Below are 18,994 nucleotides of genomic sequence, written 5' to 3'. Positions count from 1 at the left end.
TATGTCTAATTATATTTATAGTGCGTTGAATAATTCATTCTACCCAGTAGAACTGAAAGAAAACTATGCTAATTCGGACACCGGCTGGCCACCTGATGGTATTAACGTAAGTGATGAAACATACCGGCTGTTTACTGGGACTCCTCCAGCCGGAATGATGCGAATAAGTGGTAGTGATGGATACCCTATGTGGGTTGAAGTTCCAGAACCGAGCCCGGAAGAGTTGATTGCAATCGCTGATGCCGAGAAATCACGCTGGTTGGCAGTGGCTAAAGAAAAGATAGAGCTTCTGTCTGATGCTGTTGAACTTGATATAGCTACAGATAAAGAGCTAAGTCAGCTAAAAGCATGGAAGGTGTATCGAGTTCTATTAATGCGTATAGATACCATTATGGCCCCTAACATTGAATGGCCAACCCAGCCTGATACATAATATTGTAATTCAGTTGCACTATTTGAAATTAAAACCGCGCCGATTTATCGCAGTAATTCAATCGCATTTATCGCGCGCGGCTTCAGCTATCAGGGCAGGAACGGTATATTTATTAATAATATTCATTTGCACTATTTGGTACCTGTTTAGACAAAACGGAAAAGTCATGGACTCATTAATGAAAGGCTAAGGCCGTTGAGTCATGCTTGCTTGAAAGGTATTTTGCCGATCGTCCCTGATTAATTCCACACACTTGTGGTCCTAAAAAAAACCGTCATGATTACCTGTTGTTATGGGTGATTACTTAGATTGATTAAGTGAAATCCTAAAAATTTACCAATAACCATGTGATTTAAGTGATTGCTGGTAAGTGAGGAGTGGGTTGCAAGGATTATATAATTGCAGATGATGATTGAATGCACTCTGCTAAATATTGTTCATCTTGCAGAATATAGCTTTTGAGCAATCTGAGTAGAGATGAATAAAAACCAAACTTATCCCGCTGTTGGCATAATTTCACCAAACCTGGTAACCAACTAATCAGACGCTCTTTCAGATATTTATGTTGTGAAACAAAGATAGGTGACTGGTCATCGCGAAATTCAATCAATAAAGCCATTACTGCAAGTTGAACCGCCAGATGATCCGCCGCTTCATTGTTACTGGTTTGCTGTTTCAGATGATTTAACCATTGATTCATCAGGATTCTCTCTTCTGCGGGAGAACTATGGGAATAGTGTCCGGCATAGGGAGAAACCCCACTCGGTGGCGCCACCAAAAACAGTTCTGCATAATCTGCGGCCAGTTCAAGATGATTGTCCGGGCGATTGACTAATGCTTTCAATTTACGCCGAAATAAATCGGCGGGAAGGTGCAGCTCAGGAATTGATTTAAGCCCACGCAACAGCTGTTGAAGTTCCGGTGAGTTTAATGAGGCCATATCACTAACGGAGAGTTCCTGAAACAGCAGGCAAGCAAACCAACGGTAGATACTGGCCCGCTCTTGGGCCAGATTATCAGTTTTTATCATGGACACTTTGTTGAAACTCTTTTATTGATAAGCTCATAAAATGAGAGGGTAGGAAAAACTCAGTTTTACTGGGGTAATGAATATCCTGATAGCTTCCCCGAATTAATAAAGCACTGTTGAACATTAGTGATATGGTTTTTTTATTTATCTTACACATAGTTATCTCTCTATTTTTGGTAAACACCTTAACGGAAAAAGATGCGTAACGGATAGAGACAGGAAGACGCGATAGATAGGAACAGATAACTCAATATATGTAGTGTTGATTTTTAGCGGGTAGTTTTTTCTTTATGATGCGATTATAGATTTCAGGCAATTTTAACTTGATGACAATGGCGATTTAGCATGTTGGATATTCATCTGGACCCCTCATCGGGCACTCCCTTACAGCAGCAAATATTTCAGACAATACATCAGGCTTTATTGCAGGGGAAATTACCCGTTGGCTATCGGCTACCATCGATTCGTGAACTGTCCCGCAATTTGAATGTGGCACGGATTACTGTTGTGTTGGCTTACGACAAGCTGATTCAAAATGGTTATGTTAAAAGCCGCCCGGGTATTGGTTATGAAGTGGTTTTTAGTAGCTCCCTACAAAAGGCGCCTCAGACCACACGTATTGAAAATGCCAGAGAACCAGTCAGACTGATGCCTGCCAGTGTAGGACAGGATGTTTACTCTCCAGCGACACCTGAACTGTATTGCCGATTGGGGGTTCCCGATCCCCATGCTTTTCCATGGCCAGGCTGGCGAAAGTGGAACAATTCGGCCAGTAACTCTAAGCATCATTTGTTAACTCGCTACCATTCGCCTCAGGGATTGCTTTCGTTACGGACGGAATTAGTGCGATTCTTGCGTTTGACTCGCGGTATCGAAACTCAGCCAGAAAATGTGATCGTGATTAATGGCATTCAGGAAGGGCTGGCTTTACTTACTCAGCTTTTTATTCTCAATACCAAAGGTTGTAAAGTTGTTACCGAGTCTCCTTGTTATTCCGGGGCGTGGCATCTGTTTAATTATTATCAGGCTGATGTAGAAACGGTAGCGGTGGATGAACAGGGGATTCAGGTTGAACAGCTTCCTTCTCATCCCGTTCAGCTTTGTTATGTAACTCCTTCTCATCAGTATCCGGTTGGCGGAACCCTCTCTCTTGAACGACGATGTGCTTTGCTGACCTGGGCGCAAAAGAGCGGAGCTTATGTTATTGAAGACGACTATGACTCGGTCTTTTCTTATAACAGTGCGCCTTTACCGGCACTGAAAGCCATGGATGAAGACGACCGGGTAATCTATCTTGGTACCTTTTCTAAAACGCTGGGGCCGGGCATGCGGATGGGATATATGGTATGTCCTGATGCAATTTTGACATCGGTGCAAAATATGAAAGCATTGAGTAATAGCGGAAGTAACTGGTTGCAGCAACAGTTTCTGGCTGACTATATGCATGACCAGCGTTATTACAGCCATTTACGTAAGTTAGAGCAGGAGTATGCCAATCGTCAGCGTCTGTTGGTGGAAGGGTTACAGCGGATATTCCCTCAGGGGCAAGTTTTGGGCGTTGAAAACGGGCTACACCTTACATTGGTATGCCCGCTGACGGTGCAACAAGTAGCGCAATTGCGGGAGCGCTGCCTGCAGGAAAACATTCGTTTTGATACTCAGGTAGAGCTGGCTAATGGGTCAGAAACGGCCTGGCTGAAGACCGTTTCTTCACCGCTGTTGTTTTTTGGTTTTGGTGGGTTAAATCAGCAGCAATTGCTTCATATATTGGCCGTTATTGAACGACAGGTAGCCATACTTAAACAGGAAGCAAGTGCTGAAATGGAGGTTACACCAGCCAATATGCCGCCTGTATGACACCAAAAGCGATAAGTCCGGCAATCACGTCATCAATCATGATGCCAAAGCCACCGGTACAATGGTTATCAAACCAGCGGATAGGCCAGGGCTTCAGTATGTCAAAAAAGCGGAAGGTAACAAACGCTGCAACCATCCAGATAAAACCCTGAGGTAAAGCTATACAGGTGATCCACATACCAACAAACTCATCCCAGACAATGGCACCATGATCGTCCATGCCGATGGCATCGGTCGCTGACTGGCAAGCCCAAACGCCAAGAGCAAAGGTGAGTACCAGCATCACCAAATAGGCCGGCATTGGTAACATTTGTAATAGATAAAAGAATGGGATTGCAGCCAGAGAGCCAAAAGTTCCTGGCGCTTTAGGGGACAATCCTGAGCCAAAACCCGTGGCAAGCCAGTGCAGCGGGTTAGAAATCGACAGTTTGTACAATTCGGGTTTAATCTTGATGCTCAACGTATAACGTCCAAATGTTTAAATGATCCGTCCCTTATTGGGCTGTGAATCAATGATCGTAGCGGCAGATTCTATCAGAAGATTACAGAATTTTTTCTGATTGATGTTGCTCATATAAAGCATGCGGAACTTCATCCGCAAAACCATAAGATTGCGAGCGAGAAACAATATTTTGTGCCCACATGTGGTGGGTTGCTGGCTCACACATAGCACCGTTAGACTGGAAAACGGCACTGTTACTATTCAGGATTTTTAGCGCATCAAGGTAATCGGTGACCTGAACCTTAAAAGCATTATTGATATGTTCTATTTGTTTCGGGTGAATCGCGGTTTTTCCAACCAGACCATGTTCGTTATCAATTTCCAACTCGGCCAGCAATATGGTCGGAGAGTCGATAATTTCACATACCGGGGCGGTCATATAAAATCCCTGAGCACCAAAGATACAAACAATCATTTTTATTACATAGCCTAATGGGCCGTCGTATAAGGTTCTGGAACGATTACGACGAATACCCAGAACATGCATTAAGTCATTACCACCGATCCTTAATACAATGGTTTTCCGGGAGAAATAAGCATCGTTACGCATGGTGTTTGCCAGGATATTCATCCTGGTTGCATCAAAGCAGTTTGCTGTTTCCAGTGTTGGCATGGCTAAAAGATGTGTGCCAGATAGTGTCTGGCTCCATTCCTCAACCTGATCAAGTTCGAATTTAGGCAGAACGAACCCGGTAACTTTGCTTAAATCCAGCCTTTCTATCAGCGTTTTAGCCATAGGAATATTGCGCGGACGAATAAATATCAGTGGGGTATCTTTCAGATTAAGATCGGCAATATTGGACAGTAATTGACTGAGGTTTTCGATTCCCAGCTTAATTTCTTTCTCAACCACTGCATCTTCAAGACAAATAACTAATGACTTTAAGTTAGGGTACTTATTTTGAGCGATCACCTGAAACAGGTCGTTTCGGGTGGCGGGCATATACAATGTTGCACCTAAATCGTAGGGAGTAATCATTCTTTACCTACCTTTTTAATAATAGTAATAGCTCGATAGGGGGCAATGTCATCTCCAACTTCCTGTACCGGAATAGCTAATTTTTCGGTCAGATACATCAGCAGAGAAACATCGCTATCAGTTTTAGAACGCACTAATACATGGTCCGGAAGCCGTCTTAATACGGCACGTGTCGCTTCGGCAATGCCCGGCTTGATACGATTAAGATTTTTGATGCCATACTGGTTAGCCAGAGAAGTAACAGTATCCTGACTCATTTTTAATAGCGGATAAACCGTTGGGTCATCGCATACAGCGGGTTTAATTGCCGCGATATCAATGTCATCCCATTCTTTAGTTACTGTATTTATAAAGGAAACGCTACGGTCAAATTTGGCTAAATGATTGCACTGGACGCTGCCATGATAGTCATTACCAGACCAGATGGAACGAGATATTAGCCCGGAAACCGGAGCTCCCAGAATACCAAAGGGAATCAACCAGTCGTCAGTTGAGGCACTTAACCATGCACTACCGCAAACATCAGCCAGCACGACTAAGCGATCGCGATCCGGATAGCCTGGGCGAGTGGATAGAGAATGTCGTAGCTCTTGGGTAATGGCCCCTTTGCCAGTCCAGCCATCAACAAATACGATACCTTCGGTACCGTGTTGTTGCTCGATTTGCGTCATGGCAGCATTATCGATACCTCGATCGCGGATAATGCTGATGCCATAATGGAATGAACGAATGCCCAACTTTTTCAATGCCAGATGCAGCAAGACACCAAGAGGAACTCCGGCTCTGACCAGGCTGATTAAAACAATCTCCTGATTTGGCAGGTTGTTGGCTAACGCTTTGGCCAATGCCATCACTTCCGTGGCCAGTCGATAGCTTCCTGCTTCCAGAGCCCCCTGATAAAGCTCAAGATGAAAGGCGCTCGGCTCAGGTTCTTCGCTGAGCATATCTGAATAGTGTTTCTCTCCGCTTTGAATCAATCGCTCTTTTTCTTCTACTGGCGTTAATTCGGTAACGACGGTGTTTAAGAGAAAATTTATCCATTCAACAGGATACGATCCGGAAAATCCGTGTAATGCCACGTTAACTCCAACTTACGTAATTAAAGATGATAGAAATTGCGATAACTGACTATTTTTAGGCATGCCAAACCAGTCACATAAATGCAAAAAACGATGGTCGCTGGTGCTATCACCTAAGCCTAATACCGGGCGATCGGGAGCGTCGGCCAGTAATCTGTCGAGCAGGTGTTGAACCGCCTGACCTTTATCGATGCAGTGAGGTAAGAAGGCAACATTATTGCCGTTACGATGCAGATAAAACTCGGAGCAATCCTGCTCTTTGATTAATCGATCGGCAACCTGATAAATCTCTTCAGTTTTAGTGCTGTCAGTGTGTTTCATCACAAAATAGACCGGCTGGCTATCGTACTCATAGTTGATCCTGGCCCAGCCGTTAACCTGCATTTTGCTTAACAGTTGCTCACAGGCATCGCGAAGTTGAACCACCAACGGAGAGATATATTGCAATCTGTTGAGCACAATGCTTTTCCACTCTTCGTCTGGCTGCCGGTGTTTGTTTAGAATCACCGCACCATGTGTGGCAATAGCCCAACTGGTAAAAGGGACCTGAACTCTGGATAGTTCCTCGGTACCTCTGGCGGTAACAGGAATGGTTTCTGCGGTACTTAACAGCCAACTGACAAAATTGAACTGCTTTTCGGACATAAAACTGCGGGGTTGATACTCCCTGTCCAGCGCACCGACATGTTTGGGCTCAATATTTAGCTCATTAAGCATCTTGCGTCTGGTTTGAAAAATGGTGTCATCCAGATCGATCAGGGCGATTGGCTGTGAGGTATTAATCATGAACAATAACCTCCAGCACGGCTTTACCACTGCTCAAATAAGCCAATAGTTCAGGATCGACAAATGCAGCCGGTGTTTCGCAACACAGCAAGATATGCTGATACTCATCAGGGACGATGTTATACATATAATTCGCAATACCCAGCCCATAATTATCAGAGAAGGCAACGCCACATTTGATTGCCATACCCGTAGAGATCGGTGAGCGGGTGGTAGAGCTGAGATATACCTCAGCGCCAGCCGCTTCTAACTGTTCGCCTAACAGAAATGGTTGCCACATAAATTCGCCGGTACCTAAAACCAATACTTTTTTTCCGGTATACCGGGTGTGATCTCGCATCAGCGTTAATCTATGTTGGATACAGCCCAATCGCCCCCAGTTTTGTTGTGTAGCCATTGGGGCTAGCCCACGGGCAGTTACGTTAACGGATGGCATCACTGGAATGGGTGCATCTTCTTTCGGCTGCCATGACCAGGAACCAGAAATCAGACAGACTTCATTAACTGGAATATCTAATCGTTGAGCTAATGCGCCATCACTCCAGTTGGTCAGGGTTACGGTAACGATTTGCGACAGGTTCGACAGGCCAGCCGCGAACAATGATTGATAAAGATTGCAGAAGGTATTACCGGTAGTCGCTTCATCATCAACCAGAACCAGTGAGCGCGCCTGCAAAAACATTTCGCGCAGCTGTGGGTCCTCAGGAAGATAAATCAGATGGTCGGTAGCATGGCTGTGATTCTCTTTGAATTCACAAAATAGCTCGCCATCCACCGGGTGACGGGTAGAGGTGACCAGACAGGCTTGATTCCCTGCCCGCGTGTATTCACGGTGTACCCCTGCGGCTAGCCCAACGGCAGTTTCAGCCATGCCAATAAAAAGTATCGGCTGGGGTAAGTCAGCAGGTATTTTCGCCGCCAAAGCATGATGGCAGGCCTTCATTGCCGACGGTGTTACCGGGATATGTTTCCCCAGCACCTTACTGACAAACAGAAAAGAACGTTTAGGATTATTTCTTTCTGCCATTTCAAACAGTGCATTAAAATCAGCGGGTTGGTCAGAGCGCACTGAAATGACACCGGTTGATAGCTCAATTGTTAACATTCGATTCCCTGATAATATGAAGAGAAAACAGTTCTCGTCATTAAACAATAATGGCCTGCGTTAAAGGGCGAACTTTGATATTTGGCAGGAGATGGTCTGTAGCGCTCACTGCGGGCCTAATATCAAGATAGGTCTGGACAAACAGTGCTGGCAGGCTGATACCAGAATGGCCTAAATAACCGATACCTCCCGATGGACGAGGATTTATCTCTAATAAAACCGGACTTCCGTCTGGTGCATTGCGGGTTTGAACATTAACAATGCCGTCAGCTTTGAGTATTGAGGCGCAAGCGATAGCCAGATCGATAGCCGGTCCTGATTCTTCAAAGGTTTGGTAAGAGCCATTTTTAACTCTGGCCACAGCCTTAATAACCACTCCCTGTTTGACAACCATATCAACCGAGCGTTCAGGACCATCTAAATAAGGCATTAATACTAATGGTTTAAAGTCATTGGATTGTTTCATCGCATGCAAAAATACCTTGGTGTTTACCATGCGCGAATCAGTGTCGTAAAAGCATCTGGCGGCAGGAATATCATCAGCAAGCTTCCAGAAGCCCATACCGTAAATGCCTTTTACCGGCTTAACGCAATACAGGGCATCGTTACCAAAAGGACGAGATTTGAGTTCAGCTTCTAACTGATCCGCATCGGTAATTTCTATTGAAGGCACAACCGGAAGCCGGTGCTGCTTCATCAACTGAGCAAAACGAATTTTGCTGTCAGCAATTTCAAACATCTCAACATCAGAAACGCCGGTTACCAGCGTAACACCTAACGATTCAATGCTATTACGATGTGCTTCATACCATAATGTATGCTTGCCTGCATGAATCAGCTTTATGCCATATTTGCTAATGATATCGCGTAAAAATGCCAGGCGGAGATCGGCATTTTTAGGTTCAGCTTCAGTGCTATCAGAGAACTCATGAATTTCGGGACGCTCTTGAGAGTGTGTGGACACAACAAACAGAGACGGAAAAAGGGTTTTTATCTCAGCAATGATTTCTCTTTGTGACGATAATCCTTCGGTAAATAGCAGCATGAAACGCTTCCTTAATCGCACCAGCCTGAATTTATATGATTGCGTTTGTAGATAAAACAGTGGTTATCTTACATTATGTTGTGATATCGATAGATAAAACTTTTACTACACAGGCGCTTTTAATTGAAAAGAGTATTTTTGTACATTGGAGTGAATTTATCAACATTTTATCAGTCGAAGAGTATTAGCCTCAATAAGTAAAATTATATCTTAATTAAAGCGTCATTTTGATAGATAAAATTTTGTTTTTTTGGAAAGATGTCGAAATTATTTTATTAAAATCTCTTTTTAATTTATTAAGTTATGGTTTTTCAAAGGCAATTGTTTAATCTGTTAATTAGTTTGTTGTGAAATTATTCTACAAGTAAGTTATTTTCTGGTTAAAAGTCCGATAAAAACCTACTCGCTTTCATAAAAAAGATATATTAGGCTAGTAAAATGATGAGTGGGTGGAATTAAAGTTGACATTTTTTCGGCAGATACTAATAAGATAATGCAACATTATGATGGTTTAGTGTCGATTTTCTTCTCAATGGTTAGAATTTTATTATTATCGACAAATTTGAAAGCATCAGGTTAAGCGTTGCAGTATCAGAAACAGTACGCATTTAACGATATGTATTTTAATTAATACCAAACAGTAAGTTATAGTATTCAATATAGTGATAATCAGCTGGTTATCGCTGGTTCAATGACATTGGAGTGTTATTTAGTGAAAGAACTCATTGCAGGAGGCAACGCCTCGGTTCCATCCTCCACTTTAAGAATCAAGATAATCTCTGGTAAAGCTGCCGATATTTCAGCCTATAGTTTGTATGATAACGATAAAGTATCTGGTGATTCAGATATGGTGTTTTACGGGCAAAAAACTAATGATGACCTTAGCATCAACTTGATAGAAGAAGGCCTGACCTCCGTTTTTGAAGTTAATCTGTCCAAAATGCGAGCGGCGGTTAAAAAAGTCGCTTTTGCTCTGACCTGTGATAAAAACGAGACGATTCAATCGCTGGGAAAACTGGCTATTCAGGTTGAATCTGCCGGTGAGTGTTTGATTGCCGCTAACTCAGAACTGGCCGGGCGTAGTGAAGCCGCACTTATTTTAGGTGAGCTGTACCGCCGTAATGATGAATGGAAATTCCGGTTTATCTCCCAAGGTTTTAATGGTGGTTTGAAGCCATTGGCTGAACATTTTGGTATTGAAGTGGCAGATGATGAGCCAGCCGTTTCTACTCCTGCTCCAGCAGCCCCAGCGCCAGTATCAACTCCAGCTCCAGCCTCTGCACCGGTTGCCGGGCCGTCGGGTAAAGTTTCTTTAACTAAACACCAGTCAGTGTCGCTAACTAAAATGTCCTCTGCATTATCTAAAGTCGACATCGGACTAGGTTGGGATCCTGTATCATCAGGCTCCGGTGGAGGCTTCTTTGGTAAGCTACTGGGCGGTGGTGGCAGTATTGATTTAGATGCGTCCTGCATTTTGCTTGATGCTAATAACCAGTTAATTGAGAATGTCTGGTTTATGCGCCTTAAGTCGAAATGTCGCTCGGTGATTCATCACGGTGATAACCTGACCGGTGAAGGGGATGGCGACGATGAAGTCATCACCGTTGATCTGAAACAGCTTCCGGCTAACGTGAGTACTTTGGCTTTTACCGTAAACAGTTTCAGAGGTCAGACTTTTAACCAGGTCGCCAATGCTTTCTGCCGGGTGGTGGATTCCAACAAGAAAGAGTTAGTTCGTTATAACCTGACGGAGCAGGGTGGTCATACTGGGGTATTTATTGCCTCGCTTAGCCGTAACCATGGTGACTGGACGTTTAAAGCGCACGGTATTGCGATTAACGGCCGGACAGTCAAGGATATGATTCCACAAATTAAACGGGAGCTTTCTCAGTGAAAGAATTAGTTGCAGGAGGCAATACCTCCGTCCCATCATCGATTTTAAAAGTCAAAATCATCTCTGGTAAAGCAGCGGATGTTTCTGCTTATCGGTTGTATGACAACGATAAAGTATCTGGCGATACTGATATGGTGTTCTACGGTCAGAAAACCAATGATGATGGCAGCGTGAGTTTGTTAGAGGAAGGACAAACCTCCATTTTTGAAGTGAATTTACCTAAGGTTAAAGCGTCGGTTAAGAAAATTACCTTTGCTCTTACCTGCGATAATAACGACACTATCCAGGCACTGAGTAAGCTGGCGATTCAGGTTGAATGCAATAATGAAGTGATGATTGTTGCTAACGTGGGAATGTCCGGTCGTGCGGAAGCTGCGTTAATTCTGGGTGAGTTATATCGCCGTAATGATGAATGGAAGTTCCGCTTTATCGATCAGGGATTCAACGGTGGCTTAAAGCCGCTGGCAGAGCACTTTGGTGTTGAAGTCAATGCTGATGAAGCACCTGTCGCTCCGCCATCGCCACCACCTGCTCCTGCTCCTGCGCCTTCTCCTGCCGCATCCACGGGGCAGTCGAGTGTAAACTTAAGTAAAATCTCATTAACCAAAGAAAGCCCTCGGGTTAGTCTCAGTAAGAAAGATGATTTTGGACTGATTCGGGTTAATTTAAACTGGAATCAGAAAACGGAAAGTAAAGGCTTTTTGAATAACCTGCTGGGTGCCAATAAGGCTATTGATTTAGATTTAGGTGCTTTTGTTCGTCTGAAAGATGATGATAAGTGGGTAATACAGGCATTAGGGAATTCCTTTGGTTATTTTGATTCGGACCCTTATGTTGAACTACAAGGGGACGATCGAACCGGGGCTGTCACCGATGGTGAATGGCTACATATCAACGGTTCACAATGGAAGAATATAGATGAAGTTCTGGTGTTTGCCTTTATTTATAAAGGGGTACCTAACTGGGCTCAAACGGATGGTGTGGTTACCATACATATGCCGGGTCAGGGACCAATCGAAACGCGTTTAACGGAAGGCCAGAACAGAAATGGTATGTGTGCGATAGCTCGCTTGGTTAACCATAACGGGTCTATCAACATTGAACGTATTAACCAATATTTCAGCGGACATAAGGATATGGATAATGCCTTCCGTTGGGGCTTTCGCTGGGCTGCTGGTTCAAAATGATGGAGATAAAAACATGTTAGACAAATTAAAGGCAGTGATTCAGTCTGGTAAAGAGACGCTGACTAAAGAGATCGGTAAATTTAAAAACCGTGCTTTTATGGAAGCAACCGTAGCAGGTTGTGCTTTAGTTGCTGCTGCGGATGGTACGGTAAGCAGTGAAGAAAAACAGAAAATGGCAACCTTTATCAAAAACTCGGATGAGTTAAAAGTTTTTGATATGGCTGATGTTATTGCCTTTTTCAATAAAACAGTTTCCAGCTTTGAGTTTGACCACGCGATTGGTGAAGCTGAAGCATTAAAAACAGTAGGCAAACTGCGTACTAACGTTGATGCGGCTCGTTTAATGATTCGAGTTTGTATTGCTGTTGGTGCCAGTGATGGTAATTTCGACGAATCTGAACAGAAAGTGGTTCGACAAATGGCAAAAGAACTGAACCTTGATCCGCAAGATTTTGGTCTGTAACCCTTAAATTGGAAGGTAAGTAATTAGAATGGAAACAACTTCATTAGGGTTCCCTATTGAGACAGTTCTGGTCTTTATTGGTATTGCTCTGGCCGCAATCATTATTGATTTATATGCACACCGCAAAGATACCGTAATCAGCCTGAAAAGCGCGGTACTATGGTCGCTCTTTTGGGTTGCAACGGCATTGGTATTTGGTGGTTATTTATATGTTCATCATGGCGAAAACGTTGCCAGCCTCTATATCACAGGATATGTGTTAGAGAAGGCGCTCTCCGTTGATAACCTGTTTGTGATGATGGCTATCTTCTCATGGTTTGCTGTACCGGATGTTTATCGCCACCGCCTGCTGTATTGGGGAATTATTGGGGCGATCGTCTTCAGAGCTATTTTCGTGGTTATTGGTACCGGTCTGTTGGTACTGGGCCCTTGGGTCGAAATCCTGTTTGCGATTATCGTCGCCTTTACCGGGGTAATGATGCTACGCAGCGGTGGTGATGACGATGAGATTGAAGATTATTCATCGCACTTCGCCTATCGTTTTGCCAAGAAACTGTTTCCTTCTTATCCAAAACTGGCCGGTAATCGCTTTTTACTTAATCAGAAAGAGCTTGATACCGAGCTGGCCAAGCCAGAAAACTCAGATTTAGTGGGTAAGATTGGCAAAGGCATGTTCTATGCAACACCGCTATTTTTATGCGTGGTGGTGATTGAATTAAGTGATGTGATGTTTGCGTTTGACTCGGTGCCTGCGGTTATTGCCGTTAGCCGGGAGCCTCTGATTGTATATAGCGCTATGATGTTTGCGATTTTAGGCTTGCGTACTCTGTATTTCGTTCTGGAAGCGATGAAGCAATATTTAGTGCACCTGGAAAAAGCAATTATTGCGTTGTTATTCTTCATTGCGGCAAAACTGGCATTAAACGCATCGGCGCACTTATTTGGACACGGATACACCATTGATCCAACAACCAGTCTGTTTATCGTGCTGGGAATGTTAGCTCTTGGCGTGTTGGCGAGTCTGATTTGGCCTGAAAAAGAAGAAAATGATTCAGAGTCAGTATCTTAATTTACAAACGCTAAATTATTAAAGGAGTAAGTAATGGGTGTTAGTTTATCAAAAGGCGGAAACGTATCGTTAAGCAAAGCCGATCCTCAAATGACTCGTGTACTTATTGGTTTAGGATGGGATGACCGTTCTACCGATGGCGCAGATTTTGATCTGGATGCTTCCGCGTTTTTGCTGTCTGCGAACGGTAAAGTTCGTGGTGATAATGATTTTATTTTCTATAACAACCTGAAATCTAACTGTGGTTCTGTTGAACATACTGGCGATAACCGTACCGGTGATGGCGATGGTGATGACGAATCATTGAAAATTAATTTGGCAAGTATCCCTGCTGATGTGGAAAAAGTAGTGTTTACCGTAACCATTCATGATGCAGAATCTCGCCGCCAAAATTTTGGTCAGGTAGCTAACGCATTTATTCGTGTTGTGAATGAGCTAACCAATATTGAAATTGCACGTTACGACCTGAGCGAAGATGCTTCAACCGAAACGGCCATGGTGTTCGGTGAGCTGTATCGTCATAACGGCGAGTTTAAGTTTAGAGCGGTAGGTCAGGGTTATGCCGGTGGTCTGGCAGCAATGGCTACCCAATATGGTATTCAGGTTGGCTAACAAAAATATTGGGCACTCTTTGAGTGTCCTCTTTGTAACATCTTACTCAATTAACAGGAATTAATACTATGGCAGTATCATTAAGCAAAGGCGGTAATGTTTCTTTAACTAAAGAAGCACCTACAATGACTAAAGCAATGATTGGCTTAGGTTGGGATACTCGTGTTACTGATGGTGCAGACTTCGATCTGGATGCATCTGTATTCATGGTTAACGAAGCGGGTAAAGTGATCAGCGATTCCGGATTCATTTTCTTTAATAACAAAACCAGCCCATGTGGTTCAGTGGTTCACCAGGGTGATAACCGTACCGGTGAAGGCGATGGTGATGATGAGAAAGTGCTGATCACACTGGATAAAGTTCCTGAAGATGTGAAGAAGCTGGTTTTCTCTGTAACCATCCACGAAGCTGAAAAACTGAAGCAAAACTTTGGTATGGTTAGTTCGGCTTATATGCGCGTTGTGAATAACGACAATAGCCAGGAAATTGCACGTTTTGACCTGAGTGAAGACGCCTCAACGGAAACTGCAATGATCTTTGGTGAATTGTATAAGCACGGTGCAGAGTGGAAATTCAAGGCAATCGGACAAGGCTTTGCCGGTGGTCTGGCTGCATTAGCTATCCAGTACGGTGTAAACATTTAATCGTTTTTTGATTAAAAGTTATCAAAAAAGCCGCGAATAGTTCGCGGCTTTTTCATGCTTAATGAACAGGTAGATTAATTATCTACCATTTGAACCACTACCAGTCTGCCACCTTCTTCCGTTGACAGCACAAACTGAAGTCCATCGGTGAGTTCCAGCTTGTCGCCAATAGCAATTTGGCGTTTGTCCGGCAGAACCAATAGCTCTTTAATGCCTTCATTCACCAGCCACCATTGATTGTTATGGAACTGAAAGTAACCAACCCGCTTCTTCTGTTCTGCGGTGGTACGTTCATTCGGTGCAATCAGACGATTGACGTGCCACTGATAAATTGACTGTCCGGTCCATACCATCAGGCGATGATCATCAGGTCGGAACGAGCCCTCTTTACGAGATGAATACAGATTCAAAATCGGTAACTTACCTTTGTATGGCGTTCCGCAATAGGGGCAACAGGGTTGGGTCTTTCCGGAGAAAACATACCATTTCTGCTCACAGGCTTGGTTCTGGCATGGCTGAATCAGGTCAACGGTTTTAACCAGTGCGGTTTCCCATTCATCTGCAGTTGGTCTTTTCGATGGTTCATGCAGGCCGGTAATAAATGCCTTCTCAAACAGCGCTGACAGATAAGGTCCCATCAGGGTGTAAGGCAGTTTATTGGTATCAGCCCAGGGCAGTGAAGAAGCCTTAACCTGATTCATTTTTACCGCATTGCTGCGGTCAGTTGGGTTTTCAATGAACAGCGCTTTTTCACCCATGGAAAGGGATTCATCACGCAGTTCATCGTCAATGTCATGAATTTTGCCGCCGCGCAGCGGATGCCGATAAAACAGATACATATAGATCAGCACTGACAGGGCATGACGGTCAGTCAAAATACTCGGCAGGAAGCGGTTTTTGTCTTCCTTTGGCAGGTGACTGGTCTTCACCACTTCAGGTGCGATAAAGTCAGGTGTACCCACCACGTCAGGTGGATATTTACCGGGAACTACCAGACCATCAATATCGATGACGCAGGCATGACCCTGTTCCGGGTCAATCAGCACATTTTTGTAGCTAAGATCGCTGTGGCATAGCCCGGCAGCGTGCATTCGGCGTACTGCTCGTGCCAGAAGAATACAGACCTTCAAATAATTCAGGGTATTACCTCGTTCACGGGGATCGAGGAATTTGTTCTGGTTGTTAGCGCTGGCGAACCATTTACCTTCTTTCTCTCTTCCCTTAATGGCAAGAAAATCGTCATTTTTTGAACCATATTTGAAAAAGAAATGGCTTTGATAAGTCGGAACGACAATTCCCAACTTGCCATTATGTTCAATCATATCGGTTGGCCAGCAGAATAAGTCTTTCCAGTACTCTCCACCAACTTGCTCAAAGATGCTTTGTTTAAATCTGCCGGTAATCATCTGAATACGATCGACAGCCTGTGCATCTTGCTGGGTTTTGTAGAAAGCTACAACATAGGACTTATCAGGAGAAAAATAGACATCTTTCATGGCGCCGGAGCCAATGATGTTGTCGACATACTGTACGGTTTTACCGTCTACAGTTTTACAAGTAATGATATTTGCCATGTAAACTTATCCTTTCTGCATTACCAGCTAACAGCTATGGTGCGATCGTCATGATTACCCGGCGAGAAGAAATTTAACCACTCTGTGAGTTTCTCTGCGGCTTGGTCAGATTGAAGGCAAGGTAGAATTTCATTAACCAGAAGATCCCACTTATCGCTGGAGATCAGTCCGTTATCCGTTTCAAAATAGGGATCAGATACGCCATCGGTCATCAGTATCAGATGGGTAATTTCAGTCCATTTTCCAATCATAATGCGGTTATTAAAGCTGCTGTCATTAATTGCATCGTTATCCAGAAAACGAGTCTGACCGGCGTATTCGCCGCTGTCCGGCATTCCCAGTAAACGCACTTTTCCAACCGGGCCGTAAGCAGCAATAGCGCCATCGCCCATCCAGAATGCCGCAGCAAACAGTTCATCATTGATACGAATAGACACCGTTGCCAGCAGCGTGGTGGAGTAAGACTTGGTGGTCTGGGCCATATCGATAGCTTCGCTTTCGATGGCATTCACCGCCAGTTTAGCTGCATTTCTGTATAGGTCAGAGAACAGGGGACCGATCTGTTTTTGTGACTCAGGCTGCCAGTCTTGAATCAGGGATTTCAACTTTTGCCCCAGTTCGCCCTGCATTTGCTTACTCAGATAGCTTCCCGCCGTCTGTGAGGCCAGCTGTGAACCACGTCGCGAGTTTTGAGCACTACCGGCACCATCGGCGACGATCATAATGCTCCAGTCGGTTTCGCTATCATGAGAGATAAAAAAGTCATCGTCTCTGAATGAACCAACATGTTCATGAGAACGACCGCGACGGCTGGCGGCGGCAATTTTAACCCCATCCTGATCGATCATTTGATGATCAGTGTTGGATTTAAAATACTTATCGTCTGCCGGTGGCTCGATGATTTTCCACAGGCTGCGTGGATCGGGATTAACAATCATTAATGCTTCTGAGGTGTGGGATGATTTCCCATCGATAGTCCATTTGATAAACAGCTGATAATCACCATCAATGCTTGGTGTACCGTATAACTCCTGAGTTTCAGGATTAAAGCTAATGCCAATATCATGGCTAAACTTAATTTCCTGGACAGTCACTGGTTCACCGTAATGGCTGCTGGCGTCAATTCTGGAGAGATAGGCAGTACCCACTCTGGCATTGGCGAAGGCAAAATTAACTTTTGGCATTGATGCCTCTTTAGGTGCTGTGGCCGGAACAGCAGACTGAACGGGAACCTGCCCCGGTCTCAGTGGTGAAATTGGTACCGCGACCTCGGTGGGAGGTGGCTCGCTCATTTCTGCTGCTGTGTTAGCCTCTGAATTAATGCAGATGATAATGTCTTCAGCAACCAGAGCGATTTCCAGTGGCGCTTCGTTGTCATTTTGAGCGAATGTGGTAGGAGGATTATTATCTGCAGTGATATCACTCTCTGTTGCCGCTGGCATTATTTCATCCACTGACGTGGTTTTCGAAACGGGTTCAGCTTGATCAATTGACTCTGGAGACAGGGGCGGTGGTGCATTAAGTTGCTGAACTTTTTCATTCAGCTCCTGACTGAAGCGACTGAGTATGTGCTGAATCTCAGCCTGTTTTTCCAGATGGCTGAGTTCGAGTTCAGATAAACGTGGCGTTACATTGCTTAGTCCAGCAGTCAGCAGCGCTCGCGTATTATTTGTCATTTAGCCTTTCCCTCTGTTTACGTCAAAATCATGGTCGCTACCGTGATCGTTAAACTTAATGGTCTGTTTGCACCACGGGCAATTGACCACTTCCGGGCCATTAACGCAGATTAACTTTCCACAACCGCAAACGGCAAAAGCCGTTGAGTTACCACAGTGTGGGCAACCAGGTACGCCTTCCAGTTCTGAGGTGTTAACTTGCAGAGTCGATACTGAGTTATCGCTCCACGAGAAGTAATCTTCATCAATGGGGAAGCAGCCGGTTAAGTTAAAGCGATTAAGATTTAGCTTAAAATTAAGTGATGAGGTATTAACGTTAGGACGCTCATATTTGATCAGATATGGACGTTCTGTTTTATTACAACGACCCACCAGCGTTACACATGAATCATCATAAGCGCGTGCCACTTCATCTTTGGCTAAACGCACAATTTCATCGGTTTTAGACAATAGTGGAGGCGGCTCTTCACCAACGCTACGGCTGTGGGCTACCACCGAGGCGGTGATCCATTTTACAAATTTAGTGAAGTCACCCTCTTGGGTATCTTCAAATAGCAATACGTTATCGGTTAACTGACGTAGTATGTTGAGGTCCGCAGACTGGCCAAGGCCAATAGCAATCAGGTTGGCTTTTTTCGAGTACTGTTCTTTCCAGCGTTTAACCGTGTCGGTGTAATTATCCGTAGGGCGACCATCAGTCAGTAAATAAACAATAGGTTTCCAGTCCCCTTTGCGGTCGGCGGTAGTTTTTATTACATTGCGGTCGATTTGATAGGCCAGTTCATCAAGCGCACCACCAAGGGAGGTTCCACCGCCAAGAGGTAATCTTGGTGGATAAAATGAAACCACCTCAACCAATGGTGCAATGGTTTTAGCTATACCGGCAAAGGCGATAACGGAGATATAAACCGTTTCCAGCGCGTGGGGATCTCGTTTTAGATCGCTAATGATCATTTGCAGACCATCATTGAGCTTTTTCAGATTTTCTCCAATCATCGATTCGGAGCAATCGAGAACGAAAAAAATGGGAAGTCTTCTCATAACCTAAATCCTTTATGT

Annotated in this window: 17 protein-coding genes and 2 pseudogenes; 9 read left to right on the top strand and 10 right to left on the bottom strand. The window is 44.3% G+C overall.

What is annotated here, in order from left to right:
* Nucleotide 1 precedes the first annotated feature (1 nt).
* The gene (locus GOL65_RS12800; RefSeq protein ID WP_140919112.1) at nucleotides 2-433 is read left to right on the top strand and encodes a tail fiber assembly protein; all 432 of its coding nucleotides are present in this window, start codon (nucleotides 2-4) and stop codon (nucleotides 431-433) included.
* A 391-nt stretch (nucleotides 434-824) separates the two neighbouring features.
* On the opposite strand, the gene torD is transcribed toward GOL65_RS12800, so the two are convergent.
* A complete protein-coding gene (gene torD / locus GOL65_RS12795; RefSeq protein ID WP_228723119.1) occupies nucleotides 825-1,463 on the bottom strand; it encodes a molecular chaperone TorD in 639 nt (212 codons plus the stop codon).
* Nucleotides 1,464-1,808: 345 nt separating this feature from the next.
* Between torD and pdxR the strand changes: the two genes are divergently transcribed.
* Nucleotides 1,809-3,320, top strand: coding sequence for a MocR-like pyridoxine biosynthesis transcription factor PdxR (pdxR, locus tag GOL65_RS12790; RefSeq protein WP_179038340.1), 1,512 nt, complete (start codon nucleotides 1,809-1,811; stop codon nucleotides 3,318-3,320).
* Here pdxR and GOL65_RS12785 read toward each other — a convergent pair.
* The 6 genes from GOL65_RS12785 to GOL65_RS12760 form a co-directional block, all read right to left on the bottom strand.
* A complete protein-coding gene (locus GOL65_RS12785) occupies nucleotides 3,292-3,780 on the bottom strand; it encodes a phosphatidylglycerophosphatase A family protein (protein ID WP_140919110.1) in 489 nt (162 codons plus the stop codon). The genes pdxR and GOL65_RS12785 overlap by 29 nt on opposite strands.
* An 82-nt stretch (nucleotides 3,781-3,862) precedes the next feature.
* A complete protein-coding gene (locus GOL65_RS12780) occupies nucleotides 3,863-4,801 on the bottom strand; it encodes an HpcH/HpaI aldolase/citrate lyase family protein (RefSeq protein WP_140919109.1) in 939 nt (312 codons plus the stop codon).
* The gene (locus GOL65_RS12775; protein WP_140919108.1) at nucleotides 4,798-5,880 is read right to left on the bottom strand and encodes a cysteine protease StiP family protein; all 1,083 of its coding nucleotides are present in this window, start codon (nucleotides 5,878-5,880) and stop codon (nucleotides 4,798-4,800) included. Before GOL65_RS12775 ends, GOL65_RS12780 begins: the two co-directional genes overlap by 4 nt.
* Nucleotides 5,881-5,892: 12 nt before the next feature.
* Nucleotides 5,893-6,666: an HAD family hydrolase gene (locus GOL65_RS12770; protein WP_140919107.1), complete on the bottom strand. Its 774-nt coding sequence runs from the start codon at nucleotides 6,664-6,666 to the stop codon at nucleotides 5,893-5,895.
* On the bottom strand, nucleotides 6,659-7,771 hold the full coding sequence (locus GOL65_RS12765; protein WP_140919106.1) for a phosphoribosyltransferase domain-containing protein: 1,113 nt from the start codon (nucleotides 7,769-7,771) through the stop codon (nucleotides 6,659-6,661). Before GOL65_RS12765 ends, GOL65_RS12770 begins: the two co-directional genes overlap by 8 nt.
* Nucleotides 7,772-7,811: 40 nt before the next feature.
* A complete protein-coding gene (locus tag GOL65_RS12760) occupies nucleotides 7,812-8,816 on the bottom strand; it encodes an ATP-grasp domain-containing protein (protein WP_140919105.1) in 1,005 nt (334 codons plus the stop codon).
* Between the two features lie 691 nt (nucleotides 8,817-9,507).
* Between GOL65_RS12760 and GOL65_RS22235 the strand changes: the two are divergent.
* The 7 genes and pseudogenes from GOL65_RS22235 to GOL65_RS12730 form a co-directional block, all read left to right on the top strand.
* Nucleotides 9,508-9,996, top strand: a pseudogene (locus GOL65_RS22235) (TerD family protein); the annotation flags it as partial.
* A gap of 126 nt (nucleotides 9,997-10,122) precedes the next feature.
* Nucleotides 10,123-10,710: pseudogene (locus GOL65_RS22230) on the top strand (TerD family protein); the annotation flags it as partial.
* Nucleotides 10,707-11,897: a TerD family protein gene (locus GOL65_RS12750; RefSeq protein WP_140919103.1), complete on the top strand. Its 1,191-nt coding sequence runs from the start codon at nucleotides 10,707-10,709 to the stop codon at nucleotides 11,895-11,897. The pseudogene GOL65_RS22230 and the gene GOL65_RS12750, both read left to right, overlap by 4 nt.
* 13 nt (nucleotides 11,898-11,910) lie before the next feature.
* Nucleotides 11,911-12,360: a tellurite resistance TerB family protein gene (locus tag GOL65_RS12745; protein WP_140919102.1), complete on the top strand. Its 450-nt coding sequence runs from the start codon at nucleotides 11,911-11,913 to the stop codon at nucleotides 12,358-12,360.
* A 28-nt stretch (nucleotides 12,361-12,388) separates the two neighbouring features.
* Complete coding sequence (locus GOL65_RS12740) at nucleotides 12,389-13,429, top strand: TerC/Alx family metal homeostasis membrane protein (RefSeq protein ID WP_140919101.1); 1,041 nt, start codon at nucleotides 12,389-12,391, stop codon at nucleotides 13,427-13,429.
* A gap of 33 nt (nucleotides 13,430-13,462) precedes the next feature.
* Nucleotides 13,463-14,041, top strand: a complete 579-nt coding sequence (locus tag GOL65_RS12735) for a TerD family protein (protein WP_140919100.1) — start codon at nucleotides 13,463-13,465, stop codon at nucleotides 14,039-14,041.
* Between the two features lie 68 nt (nucleotides 14,042-14,109).
* Nucleotides 14,110-14,685, top strand: a complete 576-nt coding sequence (locus tag GOL65_RS12730) for a TerD family protein (RefSeq protein WP_140919099.1) — start codon at nucleotides 14,110-14,112, stop codon at nucleotides 14,683-14,685.
* Between the two features lie 74 nt (nucleotides 14,686-14,759).
* On the opposite strand, the gene GOL65_RS12725 is transcribed toward GOL65_RS12730, so the two are convergent.
* The 3 genes from GOL65_RS12725 to GOL65_RS12715 are packed head-to-tail and all read right to left on the bottom strand — an operon-like array spanning nucleotide 14,760 to nucleotide 18,976.
* Nucleotides 14,760-16,259 (bottom strand): helix-hairpin-helix domain-containing protein, encoded by a 1,500-nt coding sequence (locus GOL65_RS12725; RefSeq protein ID WP_140919098.1) that lies wholly within the window; start codon nucleotides 16,257-16,259, stop codon nucleotides 14,760-14,762.
* Nucleotides 16,260-16,279: 20 nt separating this feature from the next.
* On the bottom strand, nucleotides 16,280-17,935 hold the full coding sequence (locus tag GOL65_RS12720) for a PP2C family serine/threonine-protein phosphatase (protein ID WP_228723101.1): 1,656 nt from the start codon (nucleotides 17,933-17,935) through the stop codon (nucleotides 16,280-16,282).
* Entirely contained in the window at nucleotides 17,936-18,976 is a 1,041-nt protein-coding gene (locus GOL65_RS12715; RefSeq protein ID WP_140919097.1) for a TerY-C metal binding domain-containing protein, read from the bottom strand.
* Nucleotides 18,977-18,994: the final 18 nt, after the last annotated feature.

The organism is Limnobaculum xujianqingii (genome assembly GCF_013394855.1).
GTDB classification, from domain to species: Bacteria; Pseudomonadota; Gammaproteobacteria; order Enterobacterales; family Enterobacteriaceae; genus Limnobaculum; species Limnobaculum xujianqingii.
Note: the sequence above shows the minus strand (reverse complement) of the source record. Positions and strands in the feature narration are given on the sequence as shown.

Bases quoted from the DNA above. Each gene is read 5' to 3' on its own strand.
- GOL65_RS12800 (WP_140919112.1), top strand. From the start codon at position 2: ATGTCTAATTATATTTATAGTGCGTTGAATAATTCATTCTACCCAGTA.
- GOL65_RS12715 (WP_140919097.1), bottom strand. From the start codon at position 18,976: ATGAGAAGACTTCCCATTTTTTTCGTTCTCGATTGCTCCGAATCGATG.
- GOL65_RS12770 (WP_140919107.1), bottom strand. From the start codon at position 6,666: ATGATTAATACCTCACAGCCAATCGCCCTGATCGATCTGGATGACACC.
- GOL65_RS12745 (WP_140919102.1), top strand. From the start codon at position 11,911: ATGTTAGACAAATTAAAGGCAGTGATTCAGTCTGGTAAAGAGACGCTG.
- torD (WP_228723119.1), bottom strand. From the start codon at position 1,463: ATGATAAAAACTGATAATCTGGCCCAAGAGCGGGCCAGTATCTACCGT.
- GOL65_RS12720 (WP_228723101.1), bottom strand. From the start codon at position 17,935: ATGACAAATAATACGCGAGCGCTGCTGACTGCTGGACTAAGCAATGTA.
- GOL65_RS12735 (WP_140919100.1), top strand. From the start codon at position 13,463: ATGGGTGTTAGTTTATCAAAAGGCGGAAACGTATCGTTAAGCAAAGCC.
- GOL65_RS12780 (WP_140919109.1), bottom strand. From the start codon at position 4,801: ATGATTACTCCCTACGATTTAGGTGCAACATTGTATATGCCCGCCACC.
- pdxR (WP_179038340.1), top strand. From the start codon at position 1,809: ATGTTGGATATTCATCTGGACCCCTCATCGGGCACTCCCTTACAGCAG.
- GOL65_RS12765 (WP_140919106.1), bottom strand. From the start codon at position 7,771: ATGTTAACAATTGAGCTATCAACCGGTGTCATTTCAGTGCGCTCTGAC.
- GOL65_RS12760 (WP_140919105.1), bottom strand. From the start codon at position 8,816: ATGCTGCTATTTACCGAAGGATTATCGTCACAAAGAGAAATCATTGCT.
- GOL65_RS12730 (WP_140919099.1), top strand. From the start codon at position 14,110: ATGGCAGTATCATTAAGCAAAGGCGGTAATGTTTCTTTAACTAAAGAA.
- GOL65_RS12740 (WP_140919101.1), top strand. From the start codon at position 12,389: ATGGAAACAACTTCATTAGGGTTCCCTATTGAGACAGTTCTGGTCTTT.
- GOL65_RS12725 (WP_140919098.1), bottom strand. From the start codon at position 16,259: ATGGCAAATATCATTACTTGTAAAACTGTAGACGGTAAAACCGTACAG.